Raw genomic sequence first — 25,126 nt, 5'->3', positions numbered from 1 at the left:
CAGCGCCGATGCTCCGGCGGCCTCAGCCACCACTTGCTCAGCGCGTGGGAACTGTTTCCTCTTCCGCTGTTGTACTCGTTACCTGGTCATCAGAAGTGGACTGCTCCTCTTCACTAGGCTGATTGAGTGAAGTGCAGAGAAGCTGCGTGAAGCCGAAGAAGTAGGTGGCGGCGAAGCCGGCGAGGTAGCCGACCAGCAGCCCGCCCGCGTAGATCGCGACGGTGGTGCCCAGGCCCGAGGTGCCGTCCAGGAGCGGGAAGAGGGCCCAGCCGGACGGGCCGATGGCGGTCGAGCCGAAGGAGACGCCGAGCTGGTTGAAGAGGCCGACGAAGGCCCCGCCGGCCGCCCCGCCGACGCAGGCGGTGACGAACGGGCGGCCCAGGGGCAGGGAGACGCCGTAGATCAGTGGTTCGCCGATGCCGAGGAATCCGGCCGGGAGCGCCGACCTGATGGTGGCGCGCAGCGATCCGTTGCGCGGGAGGCGGCAGTAGACGGCGATGGCCGCACCGACCTGGCCCGCGCCGGCCATGGCGAGGATGGGCAGCAGGACGGTGTGGCCGGACTGCTCGATGAGGGTGGTGTGGATGGGGATCAGGGCCTGGTGCAGGCCGAGCATCACCAGCGGCAGGAAGAGCCCGCCGAGGACCAGGCCGGCGAAGGCCCCGCCGGTGGAAAGCAGCCCGTCGGCGAAGGTGCCGATGGCGGCGGAGGCCTCACCGGCGAGGAACATCAGCCCGTAGAGGGTCGCGAGGCCCGATACGAGCACGGTCAGGGTGGGGGTGACCAGGACGTCGAGGGCTTCGGGGACCCAGGTGCGGCACCACTTCTCCACGTACACGGCGAGCAGGGCGGCGGCCAGCGCGCCCAGTACGCCGCCCTGGCCGGGCCTGAGCTCCGTCCCGAAGACGGTGAGCTTCGCAACGCCGGGGAAGACGATGATCGCGGCGACCGCGCCGCCGATGACCGGCGTCCCGCCGAACTCCTTGGCGGTGTTGTGGCCGACGAACACGGCGATCAGCGACATGAAGCCGGAGGCGATCGCGGCGAGCGCGGGGACGACGGAGGGGAGCCAGCCCAGGTTGGCCAGCAGGCCGTTCAGGCCCGCGATGATGCCGCAGCCGATGAGCGCCGGGATCAGGGGGACGAAGACGTTCGCGATCCGGCGCAGCAGGAGTTTGAAGGGGGTCGCGTTGCGTTCCTTGCGGGCCTCCTTCATCGCCGCTCCCTGCGCCGCCAGTTCGTCGGCGGTGACGGCGGGGCGCGGCCCGGCGGGGTCGGCGTCGGCGGGAGCGGGTCCGGCTGCGGAACCGGGTCCGGCGGCGGCCCGTGCGGCCGTGCGGCCCTCCTCCACCAGCGCCTCGAACTCCGGGGTCACCCGGGCGACCGTGCCCGGCCCCAGCACGATCTGGTAGGTGTCGTCCTCGACGGTGCCGAGGACGCCCGGCACGGCCCTGAGGGCCTCGTCCCGGACGAGCGAGCGGTCGCGCAGCGCGATGCGCAGCCGGGTCATGCAGTGCGTGACGGAGTCGATGTTGTCCGGACCGCCGACCAGGGGGAGGATCGCGGCGGCCGTGGCGCGGTGCTTGTCAGTGGACATGGGGTCGCCTTGCCGTAGGGGGTGGGGGTCAGCGGGTCCGGGCGTCGGCGAGGGCCGGGCGCAGGTGGCCCTGCGAGGCGGCGAGGAGCCGGGCGGCCTCGGGGCCGTCGACCCCGCCGAGGACGACGAGGATGGCGTTCTTCACCTCGCCGCCGGTGGCGGCCAGCGCCGCCTCGATCTCCTCGTCGGGGGCTCCGGTGGCCAGGGCCACGATGCGGCGGGCGCGGGCGCGCAGCTTGTCGTTGGTGGAGCGCATGTCGACCATGAGGTTCCCGTAGGTCTTGCCCAGGCGGATCATCGTGATCGTCGAGATGAGGTTGAGGACGAGCTTCTGCGCGGTGCCGGCCTTCAGCCGGGTGGATCCGGTGAGCAGCTCGGGGCCGACGACGACCTCGATGCCGTGGTCGGCCGCGGCGGCCAGTGCGGATCCGGCGTTGCAGGCCAGCCCGACGGTGAGCGCCCCGCGGCTGCGGGCGAAGGCGACGGCGCCGACGGCGTACGGGGTGCGGCCGGAGGCGGAGATGCCGATCACGGTGTCGTCCGGGCCGATCGCCAGCGCGGTGAGGTCCTCGCGGGCCAGCTCGGTGGAGTCCTCGGCGCCTTCGACGGCCCGGAACATGGCGGAGGGGCCGCCCGCGATCAGGCCGACGACGTCGGCCGGGTCGGTGTTGAAGGTGGGCGGGCACTCGCTGGCGTCGAGGACGCCCATCCGGCCGGCGGTGCCGGCGCCCGCGTGGACGAGCCGGCCGCCGCGGGCCATGCGTGCGGCGATCGCGTCGATCGCGTCGGCGATGCGGGGGAGCTGCGCGGCGACGGCGGCGGGGACGGTGGCGTCCTCGGCGTTCATGGTGCGGGCGAGGTCGAGCGTGGACAGCCGGTCGATCTCGGCGAGTTCGGGGCGGAAGGCCTCGGTGGTGAGGGTGTCGAGCTGGGCGCGGAGTTCGGCGTACGCGGTCATGGACGGTGCCTCCGGCGGGTCGCGGGCGGGCCGCCGGGCGGACGGCGGCCCGGGCGGCCGGACGTCTCCCTCGGCTCCTCGGTCACGCCTGAAAAGCTATTTTCGGGCGGGGTGGTGGTCAATCCGCCACAAGGTTCACGAGGGGCCGGCGGGGTTCCCGGGGAAGGAGGGCCTTCGTCAGCGGCGCCGGGCAGGTCCACAATGGCCCCATGGACCCTACGACCCCCCTGGAACAGGCGCTGCACGTCGCCCGTGCACTCGTGCTCGCCGATCTCGCCGCCGGTCAGGTCGCGGATGCCGACGTCGTCTCCCTCGTCGAGGACTCGGTCACGCACCGCCGGTGGTGGGTGGAGCAGTGGCCCGAGGGTGTCGACTACCTGCCCGGGCTCGTCGCCCAGGACGTGCAGGACGCGCTGCTGGAGAAGTACGGCCGCTGGCCGTTGTGCCCGGTCTGCAGCCACGGCGATCCGCACGCCCTGGACGTGGAGCCGGAGCTCGGACCCGACCCGCACTGGGTGTGCTCGGAGGCGGGCGTGAGAGTGGCCGCGGTCGGCGGGCTCGGCCCGGTCCTCGGCGCGCGGTGAGCGGCCGGTGACCGTCTACATCGACCCGCCGACCTGGCCCGGCCACGGCCGCATGTGGTCGCACCTGGTCAGCGACGTCTCGTACGAGGAGCTGCACGCCTTCGCGGCGTCCATCGGATGCCCGGCGCGGGCCTTCGAGCGGGACCACTACGACGTGCCCTCGTACCGGTACGCGGACGCCGTCGGGGCGGGCGCGGTGGAGGTCGGCAGCAAGGAGCTGGTGCGCCGACTCACGGCGGCGGGGCTGCGCCGCCCGAAGGGCCGTCCGGCGCCCGCCGCCTAGGGATACGAGCCAGGGTCCGTCCGGCCCCGGAGCGGTCCGGGTCTCAGGATCCGGTGACCGTGATGCGCCGGGCCGGGTCGGTGGTGTCGTGGACCGCGTAGTGCGCGGTGATCGTGGCGGTGGTGACCGAGGTGCCGCAGAAGAAGGAGCCCGTCACCTTCACCGGGATCGGGGCCCGGTCCAGGACCAGCGCGGGGTCCGCGGGGGCCGCCCGGTCGTCCCAGGTGCCGTCGGCGGTGGCCGGTGCGGTGGGGGCGGCGAGCGCGGTGCAGGCCAGCAGGCCGCTGGTGCGCAGCACGAAGCCGCCGGTGGGGATGGACAGCCGGGCCGTGGTGGGGGAGCCGTGCCGCAGGACGACCTGCCAGGGGCCCGCCTGCTCGTTGGTGTCCACGGCGATGCGCAGGCCGGGTGCGTCGGTGGTGCAGTCCTTGAAGACGGGCGGGCTGATGCGGACGCTCGCGGGGCCGGCCGGTCCGGGGGCGTCGGGAAGGGTGTTGCGTCCTTCGGCGCCCGGGAGGGTGGAGGAGGTCGTGCAGGTGACGACGATCGGCCCGGCTTCGAGGACGACGGCCCCCTCGGCGACGGCGGCGAAGCGGTGTCCGGCGGGGGAGAGCACGGTCGTGGCGGAGGCCGTCGGCGCGGCGTGGGCGGCGGACGGCAGCAGCGCCGGCGCGCCGAGCGTCAGGCAGGCGGTGGCGGCGGACAGGGTGCGCGCTAAGCGGGGCTTGTTGATGATCATGCCCCGATCCTAGGAACGCGCAGGTCACGCGTGACAGGGCCGAAGGGCGGCGGCGGACGGCCCTCCGGGCCTTGCCTATCCGGAGGGCGTGGGCTTCGGCGACGCGGGCGGTGCGGACGACTCCGGGACGGCATTGGGCTGGGCCGCGGGCGGGAGCGACCAGACGTGCTCCGGGGTCACGATCTTCGTGACCCTGTTGGCGATGAGCGAGCTGAGGCTGCCGAACTTCCCGTCGACGTCGGAGTTCACCACGATCACCAGGGTGGCGCGGGCCTGCGGCAGCCGGACGGCGATGGTCTCGTAGCCGGGCAGCTCGCCGTTGTGGCCGATCCAGCCGTCGATCTCGGCGATGCCGAGCCCGTAGTCCACCTCGGCGTGGCCGGTGGGCAGCATCCGCAGCCGCTGGGCCTGGGTGCCGGGCTCCAGCATGCGCTCGCCGTCGGGCAGCCTGCCGTCGACCAGGGTGGGCACCCAGGCGTGCAGGTCGTCGATGGTGGAGATCATCGCGCCGGCCGCCCAGCCCCAGGAGGGGTTCCAGCCGGAGGCGTCCACGGTCGCCCCGTCCTGCGTGAAGTTCGTGTAGCCGTGCACGTACGGGCTGGTGATCTCGGCGCCGGTCGGCAGCGAGCTCGCGTCCAGGCCGGCCGGTTCGAGGACGTTCTGCTCCAGGTAGGTGTGCAGCGGCTGCCCGCTGACCTTCTCCACGAGGAGGCCGAGCAGCACGGTGTTGGTGTTGGAGTACTCCCAGCGCGCGCCCGGCGGGAAGTCGGCCGGGTGCCGGAAGGCGATGTCGAGCAGCTCCTGCGGGGTCCAGGCGCGGTACGGGTCGGCCTGGAAGGTGGCCAGCCAGCGCGGGTCCTCGGTGTAGTTGTACAGACCGCTGCGCATGTCGGCGAGCTGCCGGACGGTGATCTTCCCGCCGCCGGGCACCCCGTCGAGGTAGGTCGATATCGGCGCGTCGAGGCGCACCTTGCCGTCGTCGACGAGCTGGAGGACCCCGGTGACGGTGAAGGTCTTGGTGACGCTGCCGATCCGGGTGTGCATGTCGGTCTTGATGGGCGTGCCGGTGGTCTTGTCGGAGGTGCCGAAGGAGCGCACGTAGGAGTCGTCGCCGTCGATCCACAGGCCGATGCCGACGCCGGGGATGGCGGCCTCGCGCATGGCGGCGGTGATCGCGTCGTCGAGTTCCTCGGCGATCGCGGGGTCGATGTCCACCCGGCCTGGCGGGGCGGCCGCCGGGGCCTGTCCGGCGCACAGCGCGGTCAGCAGCAGGGTGGCTGCGGCCAGGACGGCGGACGTCCGGTACCGGGTCATGGAGGATCACCTCTGACGCGTTCCCCGAGCGGTCCTCAGGTCCCCGAGCGGACCTTCCCATCGTAGGAAGCCGGTTCCGGGGCGGCGACCGGGCCGGGGACCCCCCGGTCCGGTGCGCGGCAGTGCTCAGGCGCGCGCGGGCGCCGCGGCCCGCTCCCCGGTGTGCGCCGCGGCCGGGCTGCCGGAGGCGACGACCCGGGCCGGCGCGGGCGGCGTACGGCGGTCCAGGCGCAGGGCGACGAGGGCGAGGGCGATCGCCGTGACGGTCATGGCCGCGCCCGCCCAGGCGGTGGCGGAGAAGCCCAGGCCCGCGTCGATGACGGTGCCGCCGAGCCAGGGGCCGCCGGTGTTGCCGAGGTTGAACGCGGCCGTGGTGGTGGCTCCGGCCAGGGTCGGGGCGGCTCCGGCCACGTTGAACATGCGGGCGTTGAGCGCCGGGGCGGTGAAGAAGGCCGAGACGCCCAGCAGGAAGGACAGCGCGATGGCGGCGGCCGCGGCCGAGGCCAGCAGGGCGAGGGCGGTCAGGAAGACGGTGGAGGCGGTGATGCCCCAGATCATCACGCCGAACAGGTGCGCGTCGGCTACCCGGCCGCCGATGGTGGTGCCGACCAGCGCGCCGATGCCGAAGAGGCCGAGGATCCACGGGACCCACTGCGAGTCCAGTCCGGCCACGTCCGTGAGCAGCGGGGACAGGTAGCTGAAGGCGCAGAAGACACCGCCGGCGCCGAGCGCGGTGATGCCGATGGCGAGCCACACCTGGCGGTCGCCGTAGATGCGCAGCTCGCGCCGGAGCGTCGGCTTCTCGGCGGGCAGCGGGATCCGGGGGATCAGCGCGAGGATGCCGGCGAGGGCGATCGCGGAGGCCAGTCCGACCGCCCAGAAGGCGGAGCGCCAGCCCAGGTGCTCGCCCAGGAAGGCGCCGGCGGGGACGCCGAGGACGTTGGCGATGGACAGGCCGCCGATCATGACGGCCATGGCGCGGGCCCGCTGGTCCTTGTCGACCATCGCGATGGCGACGGCAGCGCCGACCGCCCAGAAGCCGGCGCAGGCGAGCGCGGAGACCACGCGGGAGGCGAAGAGGAGCTCGTAGGTGGGGGCGAGGGCGCCGGCGACCTGCCCGAGCCCGAAGAGGCTGATGAGGGAGACGAGGGTGGTGCGGCGCGGGAGGCGCAGGGTGGCGACGGCCAGCAGCGGCGCGCCGACGACCATGCCGATGGCGAAGGCGGATATGAGCAGTCCGGCCTGCGGGATGCTGACGCCCATGTCCTCGGCGATGGGCGGCAGCAGCCCGGAGAGCATGAACTCACTGGTGCCGAGCGCGAAGACGGAGAGTCCGAGGACGTAGACGGCGACGGGCATGCGGGTGCGGGCGGCTTCTGCGGGCATGACAGTCACCAACCGGAGCGAACGCGATCAAATTCCCCGCCCGTGTGTCATTCCCGTGAAGGCTCCGAGGTCAGGGCGGCCAGCTCCGCCGCGAGGTTCGCGCGCGCCGGCGCCTCCCAGTGCGCCGTGCCGTGGGGGGTGCGGAAGAGCCGGGGCAGGGCGAGGAGCCGGCGCAGCACCGCGGCGCGGCCGGTGCGGAAGGCGTCGTCGGGGACGAAGGCGTATTCGGCGCGGACGGCGGCGGTGTAGGCCGCGTACGCCTGCGGAGGGCCGGCGAGGACCGCCAGGTCGGCGTCGCAGAGCACCTCGCCGTCGGTGTCGCCGGGAGCCGGGTCGTGGGTGACGGTGAGCCGGACCAGCCGGGCCACCTCGGCCGTGCGGGCCTCGGATATGCCCAGCTCCGGCAGGGCCCGCTCGGCCATCGCGGCGCTGCGCTCCTCGTTCTCGGAGCGGTCGGGCCGGTAGACGGCGTCGTGGAACCAGGCGGCGAGGCGCACGGCGGCGGGGTCGGCGGCGTGCGGCGCGAGGACGTCGATGTGCGCGAGTACGGCGGCCAGGTGCGCGGTGGTGTGGTAGCGGCGGGCCGGCTCCGCCCAGGCGGCGAGGAGCCGGTCGGCGTAGGGGGCGGGATCGCGGTCGGCGGGGGCGCCGGCGGCGGTCACCGCGGCGTGCCAGCGGGCCCGGAGATCGGTGGTGTCGCTGTGCGGGGTGCCTGTGTCCATGCGCACATTGTGGGGGTGGCGTGATTGTGCTGGTGGAGCGCGGCCGGGGGCCCGTACCCTGGATATTGGACTAGACCTATTTGTGCGTGCCTTCTCGAAGGATGGGATCGAATGAGCAACCGTGCGCTCCTGGAGGTGATCGCCCTCGACGCGGAGGACGCGATCGCGGCCCAGGCCGGTGGGGCCGACCGACTGGAGCTGGTCACCGACATGGCCGCCGACGGGCTCACCCCGGCGCGCGCGACCTTCGCCGCGATCAGGGACGCGGTGGACATCCCGCTGCGCGTGATGATCCGCAAGGCGGAGGGCTTCGACGCCGGCGATGTCGCCGTCCTCGCCGCGACCGCGCGGGAGCTGCGGGCGGAGGGCGCGCGCGCGTTCGTCCTCGGCTTCCTGCACGCGGACGGCACCCCCGACCTCGCCGCGGTCGAGGCGGTCGTGGCCGAGCTCGACGGCTGCGCCTGGACCTTCCACCGGGCGATCGACCGCGCCGCGGACCGGGACCAGCTGCGCAAGACCCTCGCCGACCTGCCCGGCCTGGACACCTACCTGACGGCCGGGTCCGCCGCCGGGGTCGACGACGGCCTGCCGGTGCTCCTCGCGGAGGCCGCCCGCGGCGGCGAGCCCGGCTACGGGCCGCGGATCCTCGTCGGCGGCGGGCTGACCCTCGCCCACGTGCCCGTCCTGCGCGCCGGCGGCCTCGACGCCTTCCACATCGGCGGGGCCGCCCGCCCCGAGGGCTGGGGCCGCCCCGTCTCGGCGGCGGCCGTCGCCGAGTGGCGCGCCGCCCTGGACTGACCGCCCCCGGACGCCGGACGGGCCGGGCACCCCGGCCCCGCCGGCGTCCGGGCCGCGGGGGCCGGTGCCGCGGGCCCGGCGTCGCGGTCAGGCCAGGGAGGCGGGCAGCGGGGACGCGTGGAGGGCCGTCAGGCCCGAGACGGCACGGGTGAGGCACACGTACAGGCGGCGCAGGCCGGTCCGCTCGTCCGGTTCGCCGTCCACGATCGCCGCCGGCTCGTCCAGGACCACGTAGTCGTACTCCAGGCCCTTCGCCAGCGACGCCGGAACGAGGGTCAGGCGGGACTGCGCGGTCGTCTCCTCGCCGGGGGACAGGTACGGCAGGCCCGCCGCCAGCAGGGCCTCGGCCAGGACCGGGATCCGGGCGTCCGCCGCGATCAGGCCGGTCGAGCCCTCGTGCGCCAGGGACGCACGGCAGGCCTCCAGCACCGCCGCGTCGAGGTCCGCCGCCTCCGCGACCTCCGCGATCCGCAGGGACCCCGGCGTCTCCCGGACCGAGGAGACCGGGGCCAGGCCCGGGGAGATCTCCGGCAGCAGCCGGGAGGCGTACGCGATCACCTCGCGCGGCACGCGGAAGCCCGCCGTCAGCTCCTCCAGCACCGCCTGCGGCTTGCCCAGGTGCTCCAGGGCCTCGTCCCAGCTGCGGGTGGCCCACGGGGTGGTGCCCTGCGCGAGGTCGCCCAGGACCGTCGCCGAGCCCGTCGTGCAGCGCCGGCCCACCGCCCGGTACTGCATGGGCGACAGGTCCTGCGCCTCGTCGAGGACCACGTGGCCGAGCGAATGCGTGCGCTCCACCAGGTCGGACGCCTCGTCGATCAGGACCAGGTCCGCCGCCGACCACTTCGCCGACTTCACGCTCCGGAACGGCTTGGGCCACAGCAGCAGCTTCTGCTCGTCCGCCGTCAGGACGTCCCGCGCGTGCTCGGCCAGGAAGCCGGGGTCGGAGAGCAGCCGCAGGACCAGCTTCGCCGGTTCGACCGGCGGCCAGATCTCCTTGACCGCGGCCTTCACCGCCGCGTTGCGGGCCACCGCGTCCTGGACGCGGTCGTCCGGGGCCTCGCCCGCCTGCTCCATCCGGACCAGGACGGCGTGCGCGATGCGCTGCGGGAGGGCCTCGCGGGCGGCGCCGTAGCGGATGTCGCGGTTCTGCAGCTCCTCGACCATCTCCTCCAGCTCGTACGCCGGCACCCGCCAGCGGCGGGAGCCGCGCACCACCATCAGCGCCTCGGCGGGCTTCGTCACGTGCGAGCGGACCGCGCGGCGCAGCACCTCCGCCATCCGGGCGTCGCCCTTGACGACGGCGGTCGCGGCCGGCTCGGTGGCGCGCACCTCCAGGCCCTCGCGGGCGACCAGGTCGTCGACGGTGGCCTGCTTGACCTCCAGCTCGCCCAGGGCCGGCAGCACCTGCTCGATGTAGTGCAGGAAGGAGCGGTTCGGCCCGATCACGAGCGTGCCGGTGCGAGCGAGCCGCTCGCGGTGGGCGTACAGCAGGTAGGCCACCCGGTGCAGGCCGACGGCCGTCTTCCCGGTGCCGGGGCCGCCCTGCACGCAGACGGAGCCGGACAGGCCGGAGCGGACGATCTCGTCCTGCTCGGGCTGGATCGTCGCCACGATGTCCCGCATGGGGCCGACGCGCGGGCGCTCGATCTCCTGCTGGAGCAGCTTGCTGACGGCTGCCGCCTCGGCCGGGTCGGACAGGTGCTCGTCCTCGTACGCGGTCAGCTCGCCGCCGGTGTAGCCGAAGCGCCGGCGCAGGGCGATGTCCTGCGGGTCCTTCTTGGAGGCCCGGTAGAACGGCTGGGAGACCGGCGCACGCCAGTCGATGACCATCGGGTCGCCCTCGGCGTCGTGCACGTGACGGCGGCCGATGTAGAACTGCTCGCCGCCCGCCCCCTCGGCGAGGTCGGCGCCGGGCGCGTGCAGGTAGTCCAGCCGGCCGAAGAACAGCGGGGTGTGGGCGAGGTCGGCGAGGGCCTTGATGCGGTCGTCGATCTGGGCGCGCAGCACGATCGCGTTGACCCAGTTCGCGGTGACGTCGCGGATGTCGAGGGCCTCGGCGTCCTCGCGCATGGCCCGCAGCGCGGACCGGGAGGCAGCGAGGTGGGCGCGTTCACGGCCGAGCGGGCCGGCCGGGTCGGCCGGGTCGGGCGCGGGCGCGTCGGGGGACGGGATCTCGGGGGCGTGCGCGGGCACGGGACTGCCTCCAGCTGCTGGTACGGAACAGAAGCCCGCCGGTTTCCGGCCGGAGGGCGGCTCTCCCCGGTGAGGCGGTGGGAGGCGGCAAGAGCGGAGATTGTAGTCACCGCAGCAGGGCGGCGCGAACGGATAAAAGGGCCTCCCGGGGTGCCCCCGTACGGGTGTCGTACCGGGGAGTGTCAGACCTGAGGCAGTACGGGCGGGGGGCGGCATCAGACGCGAGGAGGACCCCGGAGCCCCGGCGGTTCGCTCTCCGGGGCGATGTGCGGACGGCGCAGCGGACGCACCATGGATTCATGAGCACCGCAACCTTCACCCCGACCCGGGGACGCCGCCCCAGCGGCGCCACCGCCCTGTCCGACTCCCCTCCGCGCCACCGCCTCGGCGACGTGCTGCACGCCGCGAAGGTCTTCGCCGCGGCCGCCGTCAGCGTCGTCGTCCTCGGTGAGTACGCCGAGGACGCGGGCGTCATACGCCGCTGACCGTCCGCCCGCCGTACGCGGAGCGGACGCCCCGCGCGACGGACGCACTGATCCACTAGGGTCGCGCCGTGACCCTGAGCCCCACACCCGGCCGCACACCGTCGTTCCCGGCCGGTGCGCTGGCGACGGGCTCGCTCCTCGTGCTGGGCGTCCTGTGCATCGCCCTGCGCATCCCGATGGCCGATGCGCTGCTCGACGGATTCTCCGCCGCCGACTGGCGGCCGCCCGCCTCGTACCCGCCGTTCGCGGCGATCCTCTTCACGCCCGCCGCCTGGCTGCCGCCCGGCGCCCTCAAGGCCGTGCTCGTCCTCGGCAACGCCGGCCTGCTCGCCCTGCTGATCACCCTGTCCTGCCGCGTCGCCGGGCTGCCGGTGCGGGCCGGGCCCGTCCTCGCCGCCACCATCGCCGGGATGTGGCTGGAGCCGCTGTTCCGGACACCCCTGCCCGGCCGGATCGCCCTCGCCCTCGCCTGCCTGGTCCTGTGGGACCTCGGCCGGCCCGGCGCAGCCCTCGGCAAGGGCTTCGCGCTGGGCATCGCCGCCGGCGCCACCCTCACGCCGGTGCTGTTCGTCCCGTACCTGCTGGCGACCCGCCGGGTGGCGGCGGCGCTGACGGCCCTGGCCGCCTTCTGCGCCACCACCCTCCTCGGCCTGCTGGTCCTGCCCGCGGAGTCGGCCGCCTTCTGGTCCGGGGACCCGGCCGCCGCCGGGCCGGCCCTGCTGCCGGACCGGCCCGGCCTGTGGGTCTGGTGCGTACCGGTCCTGGCCGTGCTCCTCGCCCGGCTGCGCGAGCGCCGGGTCAGTCGCCCGCCAGCAGCTCGTCGGCGTCCATGATCCGGTAGGCGTAGCCCTGCTCGGCGAGGAACCGCTGGCGGTGCGCCGCGAAGTCCTGGTCGATGGTGTCGCGCGCGACGACCGAGTAGAAGCGGGCCTCGTGGCCGTCCGCCTTCGGACGCAGCACCCGGCCCAGGCGCTGTGCCTCCTCCTGGCGCGATCCGAAGGTGCCCGACACCTGGATGGCGACGGTCGCCTCGGGCAGGTCGATGGAGAAGTTCGCGACCTTCGAGACGACCAGCACGCTGATCTCGCCCTCGCGGAAGGCGTCGAAGAGCTTCTCGCGCTGCGCGTTGGAGGTCTCGCCCTTGATGACGGGGGCGTCGAGGTGCTCGCCGAGCTCGTCGAGCTGGTCGATGTACTGGCCGATGACGAGGGTCTGCTCGCCCTGGTGCTTGCGCACCAGCGCCTCGGTGACCTTGCGCTTCGTCGCGGTCGTCGCGCAGAAGCGGTACTTCTCCTCGGTCTCGGCGGTCGCGTAGGCGAGCCGCTCCGACTCGGTCAGGTTGACGCGCACCTCCACACAGTCGGCGGGCGCGATGTAGCCCTGCGCCTCGATCTCCTTCCACGGGGCGTCGAAGCGCTTGGGCCCGATGAGCGAGAAGACGTCCGACTCCCGCCCGTCCTCGCGCACCAGCGTCGCGGTCAGGCCGAGCCGGCGCCGCGCCTGGAGGTCGGCGGTGAACTTGAAGACCGGCGCGGGCAGCAGGTGCACCTCGTCGTAGACGATCAGGCCCCAGTCCCGGGAGTCGAACAGCTCCAGGTGCGGGTAGACGCCCTTCCGCTTCGTCGTCAGGACCTGGTAGGTGGCGATCGTGACGGGCCGGATCTCCTTGCGGGTGCCGGAGTACTCGCCGATCTCGTCCTCGGTCAGCGAGGTCCGCCGGACCAGCTCGTGCTTCCACTGGCGGGCCGAGACGGTGTTGGTCACCAGGATCAGCGTGGTCGCCTTCGCCTTCGCCATCGCGCCCGCGCCGACCAGGGTCTTGCCGGCGCCGCAGGGCAGCACGACCACGCCGGAGCCGCCGTGCCAGAAGCCCTCGACGGCCTGCTGCTGGTAGGGGCGCAGGGCCCAGCCGTCCTCGGCCAGGTCGATCGGGTGGGCCTCGCCGTCGACGTACCCGGCGAGGTCCTCGGCGGGCCAGCCCAGCTTGAGCAGGGTCTGCTTGATCTGCCCGCGCTCGGAGGGGTGCACGGCCACGGTGTCGGGGTCGAGCCGCGCCCCGACCAGCGGGGCGATCTTCTTGGAGCGCAGGATCTCCTCCAGCACGGGCCGGTCGGTGCTGGTGAGGACCAGCCCGTGCACGGGGTGCTTGGAGAGGGTGAGCCGGCCGTAGCGGGCCATGGTCTCGGCGACGTCGACCAGCAGGGCGTGCGGCACCGGGTAGCGGGAGTACTCGACGAGCGCGTCGACGACCTGCTCGGCGTCGTGCCCGGCGGCACGGGCGTTCCACAGGCCGAGCGGGGTGATGCGGTAGGTGTGGATGTGCTCGGGCGCCCGTTCCAGCTCGGCGAACGGAGCGATGGCGCGGCGCGCGGCTCCGGCGAGCTCGTGGTCGACCTCGAGCAGGAGGGTCTTGTCGCTCTGGACGATTAGTGGACCATTCACGCGCGGCGCCCCGTTTCACTCAGGTCAAACCTCCAGTGTGCCGTACGGGGCGCGGGCACGGAACACGCCGCCCGGAGCGGCAGCATCGCCCCCGGCGCCGACGACGACCGGGTCGACTAGGCGGCCCGGTGAGCCGAACGGGTCGAGGGCCGGCCCCGCCGTCGTTGCGGCCGGACCGGCGCGGGCCCGCGTCATAGGGTGGCCGTCGCTCGCAGGCGACGTACGGACGGATGCCCATGACGCAAGACCGACGGGACCGCGCGCTCTTCAGTGCCCTCTCGGTTCCCACTCCCACCGCGACCACCACCCACGACGCCGGGCTGCTCCTGCTGCGGCTCGTCGTCGGCCTCAGCATGGCCTGCCACGGCGCGATGAAGCTCTTCGGCTGGTTCGGCGGCCCCGGACTCGACGCGACCGGCAAGGGCTTCACCATGGCCGGCTACCCGGCCGGGGACGCCATGGCCGTCATCGCCGGACTCTCCGAGACCCTGGGCGGTCTCGGCCTGGCCCTCGGCCTGCTGACCCCGCTGGCCGGGGCCGCCCTGATCGGCGTCTTCGTCAACATCCTCGACGTGCGCGGCCTGGAGGTCTACTTCGGGCCCCGGGGCGTCGAACTGGAGACGGTGCTCTTCGCTTCCGTCGTCGCGCTGACCCTCACCGGCCCGGGCCGGTTCTCCGTCGACCACCACCTGCCGGTGCTGCGCGAATCGCGGCCCCGGTACTCCCTGCTCGCGGTCGTGGCGGGCGTGCTGGCCGGACTGATCGTCATGCTCCTCGTCCGGGACTGACCCCTCCCGGGCGGCCGTTCCGGCCCGGCGCGGCCGCATCCCGCGCGGCACGGGATACGGCGGCGGGGCGGGTCAGGCCCGCAGGTGGTCCAGCGGCCCCGCCGGATAGACGGTCTCCACGGGCAGCAGGGCCCGCGCCGCCTCCGTCGCGCCCGACCGCACCAGGCCGTGGATCTCCCGCACCAGCGGCGTCACGTCCCGGATGGAGACCGTCCACTCGTCCGCGTAGGCGGCCGAGGCCGTCCCCGACAGCCCGAGCTGGAGCGAGCGGTACGGCAGCGGGTTCAGGTGCAGGTCCCGCTCCGGGTCCCACTGGACCCGGGCCGGGGACCGCGCCAGGGACCGCTTCCACGACGCCCGGTCGGCGTGCACCCCGGACGCGTAGTGCGACAGGCAGGCCCCGCGCAGCGCCCCGTCGAAGCCGGCCCGGTCGATCTCGACGGCCAGCACGGTCTCCTGGCCGGCCTTGGTGGCCCAGCCGCAGCGGTACATCATCCACAGGAACGACGGCTTGACCCACGTCATCCGCTCCCGCTTCCAGTCCGGCGGGAAGCGCCCGTCACGGGCCGCCGGGAGCCCCAGGTGCGGCGCGTACGCCTGGTAGACGGTGATCGTGCTGTGGGTGTGCGCCGCCCGGATCTGGCGCGTGGGTACCTCGGACATGCCCCTCAGCCTGCGGGAACGGCCCTGGCCGCCGCCAGCCGTTTTCGGCGGGCGGCTACACCTGGTCCTCGGCCAGCTCCGCGACCCCCGTGACCCGGTGCAGGGCGTACGTGCGCACCTCGTCCGCCGTGTGGTCGTAGCCGGTGACGAAGCCGCCCTCCACCCGCACCGGGGCGATGACCCGCTGACTCGCCGCCCCGTCCGCGTTCACGTACCCGATCCACACCGCCGACCCCGTCAGCGCCGCCGCCTGCACGGTCGCCAGCGTCTCCGCCGCACTCGTGCGCGGCAGGTCGCCCGGCACCCCGGCGGACGGCGCGGGCTCCTTGCGCACCGCCGTCGCCGCCAGATCGCCCGCGCGGATCGCCCGTACGGCCGCCGCCAGCAGGGTCGCGTCCGGCACCGGAGGACCGTCCGGAACCGGCACGGGCGCCGAACGCGGCGGGGTGCGGTGCGCGTCGGCCCGCGCCACCACGACGTCCCCGCTGCCCGACTCCGCGGCCGGCGCGTACCCCATCGCCCGCAGCCCCTCCAGCAGCGCGCCCGGTTCCGCCCGCGCGGCCAGCACCGTCGGCGCCAGCCGGCGCAGCCCCAGACCGGCGGAACGCTTGTCGGCGAGGATCTCGCCCAGCATCGCGTCGTCGTCGCAGCGCACGTACGAGGAGGCCGCGCCCACCCGCAGGTGCCCGTGCCGGCGGGCGACGTCGTCGATCAGGTACGCCAGCGGCTGCGGCACCGGCGTACGGCTGTGCTCCTTCAGGAACGCGTGCAGGTCGGCGGCGGCGTGCCCGGCGTCCAGGGCGCGGCGCACCGAACCGGGCGTGAAGCGGTACACCGTCGCCCCGCCCTTGGACTCCACGTCCGCCAGCACCGCCAGGGTGTCCCCCAGCGGGCGGCGCAGCGGACCCGGGGCCACCGCTGTCAGGTCCGCCTGCAGCAGGACGTGGTCCACCGGCTCCGGCAGCAGCGGCGCCAGCAGCGGCGCCGGGTCGCGGTGCTCCAGCAGGGCCCGGCCGGGCCCGGACAGGGCGCCCCGGCCGGTCACCCCCAGCACCTCGGCCTCGGTCAGCGCCCAGCGCGCGAGGCGGGCCCGCAGGTCGCTCGCCCCGCGCACGGGCCGCTCCCACGCGAGCCGGGCCAGCAGCGCCTCCGGATCGCCGGAGCCGCCCTCGGGCAGGGCGGCCAGCAGCTCCAGGACGCGCCGGCGCACCTCGGGGGCGGGGGAGCGGTCCAGGTCGGGGCCGAGCGCCGACAGCGTGCGCGCCTTGGCGTCCTGCTCGCCGACCAGACCGGGCGTGCGGGTGGCCGGCAGCCAGGCGGTGGCCAGCGCCGACCACCGCTCGGCGGGCGGCAGTTCGAGCCAGTCGTCGAAGGCGGGGGTGGGCGCGTAGCGCTCGTCGGCCTCGCCGTCCGTGGCCAGCAGGCCCGCCGCGTAGGCCAGTTCGATCCAGAACGCCGCCGACGCCTCGGTGGTGTCCAGGGCGGCGGCCGTCCGCTTCAGGTCCCGTACGGCCAGCCCGCCCGCCCGCAGCACCAGCGGGCCGGTGTGCTCCCAGGACTTCACCAGCTCCTCGACGGTGGCCAGCGCGGCCAGCGCCTGCCCGGCCGCGTTCGCGTCCACAAGCTGTGGACGGTGTTCGCGCTGCACGGACACCGGCGGAGCCACCGGCGCGGTGTCCCGGTGCGCGAACCCGCCGCGCAGGTGCAGGGCCACCTCCCGGGGCAGCACCACGGTCCGGGCCGTCGCGGGCAGCAGCAGCCCCCGGTCGCGCAGCCAGCGCACCGGCGGGGCCGGATGGGGGGTCACCTCCCCGTACGGCGGCCCCCACACCAGCCGCCCCAGCACCTGGTGGGCCTCGGCCGGCGCCTCGTCCAGCAGCGCGGACATCCGCTCCGGGTCGGTGAACAGCGCGGTCAGCGCCGCGACCGCGGACACCGGGTCGTGCGTGGCGGGCAGCCCGGCCGCCGCCACGATCTCCTGGATCCGGGTCGGCGACATCCCGGCCGTGGCCTCGGCCACGGTGGGCCCGAGCCCGGTCGGCGACGGCCGCTGCGCGGTCGGCGCGAGCAACTCGCGGGCGGTGCGCACCAGTCGCAGCCGGTCGTCACCGCCCCACACCAGGGCCTGGTCGCGCAGGGTGGCCAGGGCCCCGGGGAGCGCGGCGCGGGCCCGCTCGTCCTCGCCGCCGGTCAGCAGCGACTCCAGCTCCGGGTACGGGCACGGGTCCGGGGCGACGGCGAGGGCCTCGGCCGTCTGCAGCGTGAACCGGTCCAGCCGCTCCAGCGCCCGCACCACCGACGCCCGCGTCCCGGCCCGGGTGGCCAGCTGGGTCAGATCGCCGGGCACCGGACCGAGCAGGTCCGGGCGGGCGTGCAGCAGCGTGGAGAGCGCGGCGTCGTCGCGGGCGCGCAGCGCCTCGGCGAGGGAACGCGGAGCGCCCGCCCCGGCCCCGTTCTCCGGAGCTCCCGCAGCAGTGCTTGGCTCGGGCACAGTCGCCTCCCGGTCGCGTCGGCCGGTCGCGTCGGCCGGTCCCCATCCGGTCAACGGTATCCGCTGCGCCCCGGACAGCTCCACGGGCGCACGCGCTACCTTCGGGAGAGACGGACGGGAGGAGCCGGGGCGTGGGGATCGAAAGCGACCACCTGGTCTACGAATATCTGAGCCGCGTAGGGGACTTGGCGCAGAGCAGGCAGCTCTCCTCGGGCGACCGGATGCGGCTGGTGGCGGGGCTGCGGGACGAGATCGACCGTCGGCGCGCCAAGTACGACCCGGACACCCCGGCGGCCGTGCGCCGCATCCTGGAACGCATCGGCACGCCGGAGGAGGTCCTGGACGGCCTCGGCGCCCGCCCCGGTCCGGCGCAGCCCGCGGACACCGGGGCGTCGGTGCCGGTGCAGCGGGCGCCCGGCCGCCTGCGCCGCCCGGCCGCGCCCGCACCGCGGCCGCCGGCCGAACCGCAGAACGTCCCCCCGCACCTGGCGGGACTGGACGAGCTGGGGCCCTCCGGCGGGGTCGAACCGGACTGGTGGCGCATGGCGCCCGGCGGCCACGGGCGCGGCCCGCAGGTCGAGGGGTTCGCGGGCGGCATCGAGTTCCCGGAGGGCTTCGGCGAGGACCCGGACGAGGACGTGGGTGCGGACGGGGCCCGGGCCAAGGCCGCGGCGGCCGGTACCGCCGCGGACCCGGAACGCGAGCAGCAGACCCTCGTACGGTTCCTGCGCGAGCGGCGGCGTGCCCGGGCCGACGCGGCGAAGGCCGCGAAGGCGGCCGCCGCGGAGCCCGGGGCCGCACCGGCCGCGGCGGCCAGGCCGCGCCCCAACGCCCTCCTGCTGCTGGCCGCCGCCGTGCTCGTCGCGGGCGTGGTGAGCGGTTACTGGCTGCTGCTGGTCATCGGCTGGCTCCTGCCGTACGCCTCGCGGGTGCTGCGGCCCGCCGAACGCAAGTGGGCCGTCTTCGGCCCGCCCGGCGCCGTCCTGGCCGGGGCGGCGGTGTGGCTGTGGGGCCGCACGGACGGCCGGTGGGGCGAGAGCCTGGCCGGCGACCAGGTCGGCGGCGCCGTGCAGGGCATGTGGCCGTGGCTCCTGCGGGGCGCCGCACTGGCCTCCGTGCTCTACCTGGTCTGGCGGGCCCGCCGCACCTGACGCGCCCGCCGACACCGCCGCGCCCGCCCGCGCACCGGGTTCGGCGTCCGGTCCCCCGGGGTTCCCCCCGCCGACGGCGGCCGTCCTCCCGGCTTCGGCACAATGGCCCCCATGGACCTCACCGTCGGCTTCGACCTCGACATGACCCTCATCGACTCCCGGCCCGGCATCCACGCCGCCTACCGGGCCCTGTCGGCGGAGACGGGCACGTACATCGACGCCGACGCGGCCGTCACCCGGCTCGGACCCCCGCTGGAGGAGGAGCTCGCGCACTGGTTCCCGGCGGCCGCGATCCCCGCCATGGCGGACCGTTACCGCGAGCTCTACCCCGCGTACGCCATCGCGCCCACCCCGGCGATGCCCGGCGCCCGCGAGGCCGTCGAGGCGGTCCGGGCGCTCGGCGGGCGCGCGATCGTCGTCACCGCCAAGCACGAGCCCAACGCCCGCCTGCACCTGGAGCACCTGGGCATCGAGCCGGACGCGGTCGTCGGCTGGCTCTGGGCGGAGGCCAAGGCCGGCGCGCTGCGCGAGTACGGGGCGCAGGTCTACGTCGGCGACCACGTCGGCGACGTGCGCGGGGCCCGCACGGCCGGCGCGCTGTCCGTGGCGGTGCCGACCGGCCCGTGCCCGGAGGAGGAGCTGCGCGCGGCGGGCGCGGAAGTGGTCCTGCCGGACCTCACGGCCCTGCCCCGGTGGCTGGCCGCGTACGTGGCGGCCGAACCGGCCACCGCCTGAGGTCCGCCGCCGCCGGTCCGGCGGCGCGCTAGGAGGCCTGCGAGGCGCGGGCGGCGCGGCGCTGGGCCGCCGCCGAGCGGAGCACGCCCGCCGCGGAGATCGCGAAGCCGACGCCCATGAGCATGCACACGGCCCACGCGTACGAGGGGAACGGGTCGATGTCGAGGAACAGCGGGGCCATCGTGGCCAGGGTGGCGACGGCGCCCGCGATGAACACGATGCCGCCGGCCTTGACCAGTCCGTCGCCGGGCCGCGCTTCGTCGGAGTGAGGAGTAACAGTCACCCCACCAGGGTAGTTCCCTGGCCGAAGGCAGCCGACGGCGAAGGACCGGGGAACGTCTTGTCACCCGGCCCCTGAGCATTAGCCTTGAGGCGGCGGGTCACACATGGCCCGCTGCGCTGTTGTCCGGAGCCGTTCCACGGCCCTCCGGACCCCCGACGAGCAAGGACAGAGGACGGACGTGCCTACCGGCAAGGTCAAGTGGTTCAACAGTGAGAAGGGCTTCGGCTTTCTCTCCCGCGACGACGGCGGCGACGTCTTCGTCCACTCGTCGGTGCTCCCTGCCGGGGTCGACTCCCTCAAGCCCGGCCAGCGGGTCGAGTTCGGTGTCGTCGCCGGCCAGCGCGGTGACCAGGCGCTTTCCGTGACGGTACTGGATCCCGCGCCCTCCGTCGCGGCGGCGCAGCGGCGCAAGCCCGACGAGCTCGCGTCGATCGTGCAGGACCTGACGACCCTGCTGGAGAACATCACCCCGATGCTGGAGCGCGGCCGCTACCCCGACAAGGTCCACGGCACGAAGATCGCCGGGCTGCTGCGCGCGGTGGCCGACCAGCTCGACGTCTGATCAGCCGCCCGCACACCCGCACTCCCGTACGCCGCACGCCCCCGCGCACACCCGCGCCCGCGCCCCGTCACTCGAAAGAGCGGCGGGGCGCAGCCGTGTGCGCGGCGGGCCGCGCTACGGGAAGTCGAGCGCGCCCGGAGCGACGGCCGGCACCAGGCCCTCGGCCGCCGCGCGCGTCAGCAGGCCGCGCACCGCCGCGTAGCCGGCCTCTCCGAGGTCCGCCGTGAACTCGTTGACGTACAGCCCGATGTGCTGGTCGGCGACGGCCGGGTCCAGTTCCTGCGCGTGGGCGCGCACGTACGGGCGGGACGCCTGCGGGTCGTCCCACGCCATCCGCACCGACGCATGGGCCGACGCGGCCAGGGCGCGCAGCCGCTCCGCGCCCAGCGAGCGCCTCGCGATGATCGCGCCGAGCGGGATCGGCAGGCCGGTCGTGGACTCCCAGTGCTCGCCCATGTCCGCCAGGCAGTGCAGCCCGTAGTCCTGATAGGTGAACCGGGCCTCGTGGATGACCAGCCCGGCGTCGACCCGGCCGTCCCGCACCGCCGGCATGATCTCGTGGAACGGCAGCACGACCACCTTGCCGACGCCGTCCGGCAGCACGTCCGCCGCCCACAGCCGGAACAGCAGGTAGGCGGTGGAACGCTCGCTCGGCACGGCCACCGTCCGCCCCGCGAGGTCCAGGCCCGGCTCCCGGGTCAGGACCAGCGGCCCGCAGCCCCGGCCCAGTGCCCCGCCGCACGGCAGCAGGGCGTACTCCTCCAGCACCCATGGCAGCACCGCGTACGACACCTTCAGCACGTCCAGTTCGCCGCGCTCGGCCATGCCGTTGGTGACGTCGATGTCCGCGAAGGTGACGTCGAGCGCGGGCGCGCCCGGGACCCGGCCGTGCGCCCACGCGTCGAACACGAAGGTGTCGTTCGGGCACGGCGAATAGGCGATCCTCAGCGGTTCACCGGTGTGCGTGCTCATGGCGTTCTCCCCAGTTCGCGAGTACGGGCCCCAGCACCCGGAAGCCCGCGGTGAGCGCGGCCAGCGCGTCCCCGATCCGCCAGGCGTCACGGTCGCGCGGGCCCACGGCGTTGGACACGGCACGGACCTCCAGCACGGGCAGCCCGTGACCGGCGGCCGCCTCCGCGACGCCGAAACCCTCCATGGCCTCGGACCCCGCCAGCGGATGCCGCGCGGACAGCTCGCCGGCCCGCTCGGCGGTCCCGGTGACGGTGGACACCGTCAGCACCGGCGCCAGCAGCGCCCCGGTCGCCTCGGCCGCCCGGGCCGCCAGCTCGGCGGGGGGCAGGTGGACGGCGCGCCCGAAGCCGAGCGCGCCCACGTCGACGAAGCCCTCCGGTGTCTGCGCGCCCAGGTCGGCGGCGACGATCGCGTCGGCCACGACGAGGGAGCCGAGCGGGGCGGCGGGCGCGAACCCGCCGCCGATGCCCGCGGACACCACGAGCGTGTACTCCCCGAGCGCCAGCGCGGTGGCGGTGGCCGCGGCGGCCGCCGCCGGGCCGACACCGCCGACGAGCACGTCGAGGGCGATGCCCGGAAGGTCCCGGCGGGTGACCTGGTACCCCCCGGGAAGGGTGCGCGGCCCGGGACCGGGATCCGGATGAGGGACCGGACCGGCCAGACCGGCGAGGACGGAGTCGGCCTCCGCCGCCACCGCGGTCACGACGAGCGCGCGCACGGGTGCCGCCCGGTTACTTCAGCTTGAGGTTGAAGGACCAGACGGCGAGCGGCTTGCCGTCCTCGCTCGTCTGCAGGAACGCGAGCTTCTTCGAGGAGGGCGCCTCGCCCTGGCCGCCGGTCGCGAAGACGTCGGCACCCGGGAAGCTGCGGTACGTGTTCGACGACGGCTCGGTGATCGGCTGCCCGTCGAGGACCGCCGACCAGCGCTTGCCGTCCTCGACGACGTCCGGCTCGACACCGAGGCGCAGCGTTTCGCCACGCCCGTACTCGATGGTCTTGGGGTTCTTGAGGTTGGTGAGGCACTCCTGGACCTGGTCCATGGAGAGCTCCTTGCCGTCGTTCTGGCAGGAGGCTTCGGCGGACACCGACGAGGTGCCGACCGTCACGGTGGCCAGCGGTGTCGGCTTGTCGCAGGCGGAGAGGAGGAGGAGGCCGGCGGACACGGCTCCGAGGGCCGCGACGCTGCGGCGGGCCCTACCCGAGAAAAGCGGTGCGGTCATGAGCCGAAGGCTATCGGGCCGGTGGGCCGCGCCGCCGCACGGGGTCCCGCCGACCTGCGGCGCGCCGCCCCGCTCCCGCCGATTCCCCCGGACGGGCGGAGGTCAGGCCACCCGGGGACGGGACGACGGCTGCTGCTGCCGGCGCGGGGCCGTGAGCGCGCCGCGGACGCCCATCACCGCACCCGACGCGACGATCAGCGCCGCCACCGACATCCCCAGCACCCCGTTCAGCGGCAGCACGATCCCGATCGCCCCGCCCATCACCCACGCCACCTGCAACAGGGTCTCCGAACGGGCGAACGCCGACGTGCGCACCGCCTCCGGCACGTCCCGCTGGATCGTCGCGTCCAGCGACAGCTTCGCCAGCGCCTGGCAGAAGCCCGCCGTGGCCCCCAGCACCGCCACCATCAGCCCGCTGAAGAACACCGCCGCCAGCACCGCGACGGCCAGCGTCAGGCACAGCACCGACGCGATGATCACCTCCGGGGCGCGGGCGCGCAGCCACGCCCCCACCGCCGTACCGCAGGCATTGCCCGCACCCGCCGACACGCCCACGATCCCCAGCGACACCGCCGCGCTCTGCCCCGCCAGCGGATGCTCCCGCAGCAGGAACGCCAGGAAGAAGATCAGGAACCCGGACAGCCCGCGCATCGCGGCGTTCGCCAGCAGCCCGCACAGCACCGAACGGCTCACCGTCCGCAGCCCCGGCCGCTTCGAGTGCGCCTCGTGCGTGGACAGCCGGGCCCGGCTCTCGCCCTTCGCGTCGTCCACCTTGTGCGGGAGCGTGAACGCCGCGAACGTCCCGCACAGGAAGATGACGCAGGCCCCGTACAGCGGCCACTGGGGCCCGATCGTGTGGAGCCCGGCCGCCAGTGGCGCCGCCAGTCCCGTCGCCAGCAGACCGGCCAGCGTGACCCGCGAGTTCGCCTTGACGAGTGAGAACTTCGGCGGCAGCAGCCGGGGCACCACCGCACTGCGTACCACCCCGTACGACTTGGACGCCACCAGCACGCCGAGCGCCGCCGGATACAGCTCCAGTCCCCCCGTGGCCACCGCACCCGACATCAGCACCGCGAGGAACGCCCGCGCCAGCATCGCCGCGGCCATCGAGGCCCGCCGCCCGTGCGGCAGCCGGTCCAGGAGCGGCCCGATCACCGGGGCCAGCACCGTGAACGGCGCCATCGTGATCGCCAGGTACAGGGCCACCCGGCCCCGCGCCTCGTCCGTCGGCACGGAGAAGAACACCGTCGACGCCAGCGCCACCGTGATCATCATGTCGCCCGCGCCGTTGATCGCGTGGAGCTCGATCAGCCTGCCCAGGCCCGACTCGCCCGCCCCGTGCGCGTGCGTGGCCCGCCGGATCCCCTTCGCCGGAGCGGTGATCGGACGGTGCAGGGCACGGCCGACAGCCCGGCCGGCCCGCCTGGCCGGTCCCGAGCCGTCGTCGGACGACCGTACGGGTGCCACACTCGACATAGTGCCCCACCCGGCCGCCCGCCGGGGCCTCCCGGCGCGTCGCCCGCCCCGGGTGAACCCGCCCGCTTGTCCGCGAATCGGACCTTGCATGTGTGCCCAGGGCTTGAGAGGAGGTAGCGTGCGTAGCGCGCCACCGGCGGTTGCTCCTGGCCGCGCGCCTCTTCGTGATCCCGCAGAATGGGTCGCAGTGGGGTGCGCCCGGAGTCCGATCGGGTGCGGACGTCGACGCGGCCCTCAGGTCCGCTCCGCCCGCGCCACGTACGGACAGCACCGACGGGTCGTTGTGGACGACAGTACGGACGGCGCACACGTGAGACGGCGTAGGAGAGAACGAGACCAGTGAGTGCTGCGACGACGCGAAGCCGTACCCCGCGTACCCCGGACCGCCTGTGCGTCGAGGCGGTGGAACTCGCCCGCGCGGCAGCCGAGGAGGCCGCCTTCCCCGGAGTGGTGGGCGCGCACGTCTCCGCCGTGTCGGAGGGCGACCGGGTCGTCACCCACTTCTTCGAGTCCAAGGAACCGGGCTACCGCGGCTGGCGCTGGGCCGTCACCGTGACCCGCGCCTCCCGCGCGAAGAACGTCACCCTCGACGAAACGGTGCTGCTCCCCGGCGAGGACGCGCTGCTCGCCCCCGAGTGGGTGCCGTGGAGCGAGCGGCTGCGCCCCGGCGACATGGGCCCCGGCGACCTGCTGCCCACCGAGGCCGACGACCTGCGCCTGGAGCCGGGCTGGTCCGGCGAGGACGCCCCGCCGCCGAACTCCGCGGTCTCCACCGAGATGGCCGAACTCGTCGAGGCCGAGGACGCCGACGTCACCGACCGGGTGACGGTCCCCGCCCGCGGCTCCATCACCTCGGTCGCCGAGGAGCTCGGCATGCGCCGGGCGCGCGTGCTCTCCCGGTACGGGCTGCACGGCGCGGCCGACCGCTGGGACGAGTCCTTCGGCGCCAAGACCCCGATGGCGCAGGCCGCCCCGGCCTCCTGCGTCTCCTGCGGGTTCCTCGTCGCCATCGGCGGCTCCCTCGGGCAGGCCTTCGGCGTCTGCGCCAACGAGTTCAGCCCTGCCGACGGGCGGCTGGTGTCGCTGTCCTACGGCTGCGGCGGCCACTCGGAAGCCGCGGTCGTCCCGGCGCCGCCGCGCCCGGCCCCGCCGGTCCTCGACTCCATGGCGACCGACGAGTTCGTGCTGCGGCCGGCCGCCGACAGCGGCTCCGTCCCCGCCTCGGACGTCCAGGCCGCGGACCTCGGCCACTCCTAGGGTCCCCTTCCGGGCCGGGGCCGCGCG

At 74.9% G+C, this 25,126-nt stretch carries 25 protein-coding genes; 10 read left to right on the top strand and 15 right to left on the bottom strand.

Annotated elements, in window-relative coordinates:
• Positions 1 to 37: 37 nt before the first annotated feature.
• Positions 38 to 1,597, bottom strand: coding sequence for a PTS transporter subunit EIIC (locus tag ACPU2J_RS15380; protein WP_423833454.1), 1,560 nt, complete (start codon positions 1,595 to 1,597; stop codon positions 38 to 40).
• 28 nt (positions 1,598 to 1,625) lie between these two features.
• A complete protein-coding gene (gene murQ / locus ACPU2J_RS15375) occupies positions 1,626 to 2,555 on the bottom strand; it encodes an N-acetylmuramic acid 6-phosphate etherase (RefSeq protein WP_420080415.1) in 930 nt (309 codons plus the stop codon).
• 209 nt (positions 2,556 to 2,764) lie between these two features.
• Between murQ and ACPU2J_RS15370 the strand changes: the two genes are divergently transcribed.
• Both ACPU2J_RS15370 and ACPU2J_RS15365 read left to right on the top strand, forming a co-directional pair.
• Positions 2,765 to 3,139: a hypothetical protein gene (locus ACPU2J_RS15370; protein WP_420080416.1), complete on the top strand. Its 375-nt coding sequence runs from the start codon at positions 2,765 to 2,767 to the stop codon at positions 3,137 to 3,139.
• A gap of 7 nt (positions 3,140 to 3,146) precedes the next feature.
• Positions 3,147 to 3,422, top strand: coding sequence for a DUF4031 domain-containing protein (locus ACPU2J_RS15365; RefSeq protein ID WP_365083075.1), 276 nt, complete (start codon positions 3,147 to 3,149; stop codon positions 3,420 to 3,422).
• Positions 3,423 to 3,465: 43 nt separating this feature from the next.
• Here the strand turns inward: ACPU2J_RS15365 and ACPU2J_RS15360 are convergent, their stop codons facing one another.
• The 4 genes from ACPU2J_RS15360 to ACPU2J_RS15345 form a co-directional block, all read right to left on the bottom strand.
• Positions 3,466 to 4,161, bottom strand: coding sequence for a hypothetical protein (locus tag ACPU2J_RS15360; protein ID WP_423833453.1), 696 nt, complete (start codon positions 4,159 to 4,161; stop codon positions 3,466 to 3,468).
• Positions 4,162 to 4,236: 75 nt separating this feature from the next.
• Positions 4,237 to 5,475 (bottom strand): serine hydrolase domain-containing protein, encoded by a 1,239-nt coding sequence (locus tag ACPU2J_RS15355; RefSeq protein WP_420080418.1) that lies wholly within the window; start codon positions 5,473 to 5,475, stop codon positions 4,237 to 4,239.
• 126 nt (positions 5,476 to 5,601) lie between these two features.
• Positions 5,602 to 6,834, bottom strand: coding sequence for a Cmx/CmrA family chloramphenicol efflux MFS transporter (locus ACPU2J_RS15350; protein ID WP_361596098.1), 1,233 nt, complete (start codon positions 6,832 to 6,834; stop codon positions 5,602 to 5,604).
• A 74-nt stretch (positions 6,835 to 6,908) separates the two neighbouring features.
• Positions 6,909 to 7,583 (bottom strand): hypothetical protein, encoded by a 675-nt coding sequence (locus ACPU2J_RS15345; protein WP_423833452.1) that lies wholly within the window; start codon positions 7,581 to 7,583, stop codon positions 6,909 to 6,911.
• Between the two features lie 111 nt (positions 7,584 to 7,694).
• Between ACPU2J_RS15345 and ACPU2J_RS15340 the strand changes: the two genes are divergently transcribed.
• On the top strand, positions 7,695 to 8,381 hold the full coding sequence (locus tag ACPU2J_RS15340) for a copper homeostasis protein CutC (protein ID WP_420080420.1): 687 nt from the start codon (positions 7,695 to 7,697) through the stop codon (positions 8,379 to 8,381).
• An 87-nt stretch (positions 8,382 to 8,468) separates the two neighbouring features.
• Here the strand turns inward: ACPU2J_RS15340 and ACPU2J_RS15335 are convergent, their stop codons facing one another.
• Positions 8,469 to 10,574, bottom strand: a complete 2,106-nt coding sequence (locus ACPU2J_RS15335; protein WP_423833451.1) for a HelD family protein — start codon at positions 10,572 to 10,574, stop codon at positions 8,469 to 8,471.
• A 299-nt stretch (positions 10,575 to 10,873) separates the two neighbouring features.
• Here ACPU2J_RS15335 and ACPU2J_RS15330 point away from each other — a divergent pair, with 299 nt between their 5' ends.
• Positions 10,874 to 11,059, top strand: coding sequence for a hypothetical protein (locus ACPU2J_RS15330; protein WP_420080422.1), 186 nt, complete (start codon positions 10,874 to 10,876; stop codon positions 11,057 to 11,059).
• Positions 11,060 to 11,127: 68 nt separating this feature from the next.
• Positions 11,128 to 11,892, top strand: coding sequence for a glycosyltransferase 87 family protein (locus ACPU2J_RS15325; RefSeq protein ID WP_423833450.1), 765 nt, complete (start codon positions 11,128 to 11,130; stop codon positions 11,890 to 11,892).
• Here ACPU2J_RS15325 and ACPU2J_RS15320 read toward each other — a convergent pair.
• The gene (locus ACPU2J_RS15320) at positions 11,858 to 13,501 is read right to left on the bottom strand and encodes a DNA repair helicase XPB (RefSeq protein ID WP_361595984.1); all 1,644 of its coding nucleotides are present in this window, start codon (positions 13,499 to 13,501) and stop codon (positions 11,858 to 11,860) included. The genes ACPU2J_RS15325 and ACPU2J_RS15320 overlap by 35 nt on opposite strands.
• 236 nt (positions 13,502 to 13,737) lie before the next feature.
• Here ACPU2J_RS15320 and ACPU2J_RS15315 point away from each other — a divergent pair, with 236 nt between their 5' ends.
• On the top strand, positions 13,738 to 14,289 hold the full coding sequence (locus ACPU2J_RS15315) for a DoxX family protein (RefSeq protein WP_365083057.1): 552 nt from the start codon (positions 13,738 to 13,740) through the stop codon (positions 14,287 to 14,289).
• A gap of 72 nt (positions 14,290 to 14,361) precedes the next feature.
• Here ACPU2J_RS15315 and ACPU2J_RS15310 read toward each other — a convergent pair whose 3' ends face one another.
• Positions 14,362 to 14,952 (bottom strand): DUF4291 domain-containing protein, encoded by a 591-nt coding sequence (locus ACPU2J_RS15310; RefSeq protein ID WP_420080427.1) that lies wholly within the window; start codon positions 14,950 to 14,952, stop codon positions 14,362 to 14,364.
• A 55-nt stretch (positions 14,953 to 15,007) separates the two neighbouring features.
• A complete protein-coding gene (locus tag ACPU2J_RS15305) occupies positions 15,008 to 17,443 on the bottom strand; it encodes a helicase-associated domain-containing protein (protein WP_420080428.1) in 2,436 nt (811 codons plus the stop codon).
• A 131-nt stretch (positions 17,444 to 17,574) separates the two neighbouring features.
• On the opposite strand from ACPU2J_RS15305, the gene ACPU2J_RS15300 reads away from it, so the two are divergent.
• Together ACPU2J_RS15300 and ACPU2J_RS15295 are read left to right on the top strand one after the other, a co-directional pair.
• Positions 17,575 to 18,594 carry a hypothetical protein gene (locus ACPU2J_RS15300; protein ID WP_420080429.1) on the top strand — a complete coding sequence of 340 codons (1,020 nt, stop codon included), beginning with the start codon at positions 17,575 to 17,577 and terminating at the stop codon, positions 18,592 to 18,594.
• Between the two features lie 102 nt (positions 18,595 to 18,696).
• Positions 18,697 to 19,329, top strand: a complete 633-nt coding sequence (locus ACPU2J_RS15295) for an HAD family hydrolase (RefSeq protein ID WP_423833449.1) — start codon at positions 18,697 to 18,699, stop codon at positions 19,327 to 19,329.
• Positions 19,330 to 19,357: 28 nt separating this feature from the next.
• On the opposite strand, the gene ACPU2J_RS15290 is transcribed toward ACPU2J_RS15295, so the two are convergent.
• Positions 19,358 to 19,612 (bottom strand): hypothetical protein, encoded by a 255-nt coding sequence (locus ACPU2J_RS15290; RefSeq protein ID WP_361596002.1) that lies wholly within the window; start codon positions 19,610 to 19,612, stop codon positions 19,358 to 19,360.
• A gap of 178 nt (positions 19,613 to 19,790) precedes the next feature.
• Between ACPU2J_RS15290 and ACPU2J_RS15285 the strand changes: the two genes are divergently transcribed.
• The gene (locus tag ACPU2J_RS15285) at positions 19,791 to 20,174 is read left to right on the top strand and encodes a cold-shock protein (RefSeq protein WP_322975534.1); all 384 of its coding nucleotides are present in this window, start codon (positions 19,791 to 19,793) and stop codon (positions 20,172 to 20,174) included.
• 114 nt (positions 20,175 to 20,288) lie between these two features.
• Here the strand turns inward: ACPU2J_RS15285 and ACPU2J_RS15280 are convergent, their stop codons facing one another.
• The 4 genes from ACPU2J_RS15280 to ACPU2J_RS15265 form a co-directional block, all read right to left on the bottom strand.
• Positions 20,289 to 21,146 carry a 1,4-dihydroxy-6-naphthoate synthase gene (locus ACPU2J_RS15280; RefSeq protein ID WP_423833448.1) on the bottom strand — a complete coding sequence of 286 codons (858 nt, stop codon included), beginning with the start codon at positions 21,144 to 21,146 and terminating at the stop codon, positions 20,289 to 20,291.
• Positions 21,127 to 21,864, bottom strand: a complete 738-nt coding sequence (locus ACPU2J_RS15275; protein ID WP_420080431.1) for a futalosine hydrolase — start codon at positions 21,862 to 21,864, stop codon at positions 21,127 to 21,129. The genes ACPU2J_RS15280 and ACPU2J_RS15275 overlap by 20 nt, the downstream gene beginning before the upstream one ends.
• Positions 21,865 to 21,877: 13 nt before the next feature.
• Complete coding sequence (locus ACPU2J_RS15270) at positions 21,878 to 22,366, bottom strand: DUF2771 domain-containing protein (protein WP_361596011.1); 489 nt, start codon at positions 22,364 to 22,366, stop codon at positions 21,878 to 21,880.
• A gap of 102 nt (positions 22,367 to 22,468) precedes the next feature.
• Positions 22,469 to 23,842: an MFS transporter gene (locus tag ACPU2J_RS15265; RefSeq protein WP_420080432.1), complete on the bottom strand. Its 1,374-nt coding sequence runs from the start codon at positions 23,840 to 23,842 to the stop codon at positions 22,469 to 22,471.
• A gap of 339 nt (positions 23,843 to 24,181) precedes the next feature.
• Here ACPU2J_RS15265 and ACPU2J_RS15260 point away from each other — a divergent pair, with 339 nt between their 5' ends.
• Positions 24,182 to 25,099 carry a DUF3027 domain-containing protein gene (locus ACPU2J_RS15260; protein WP_423833447.1) on the top strand — a complete coding sequence of 306 codons (918 nt, stop codon included), beginning with the start codon at positions 24,182 to 24,184 and terminating at the stop codon, positions 25,097 to 25,099.
• Positions 25,100 to 25,126: the final 27 nt, after the last annotated feature.

Origin of the sequence: Streptomyces manipurensis (genome assembly GCF_049570255.1) — a bacterium.
In the GTDB taxonomy this organism is placed as follows: domain Bacteria; phylum Actinomycetota; class Actinomycetes; order Streptomycetales; family Streptomycetaceae; genus Streptomyces; species Streptomyces manipurensis.
The sequence above is the reverse complement of the archived record's forward strand: the minus strand, read 5'-3'. Positions and strand labels throughout refer to the sequence as shown.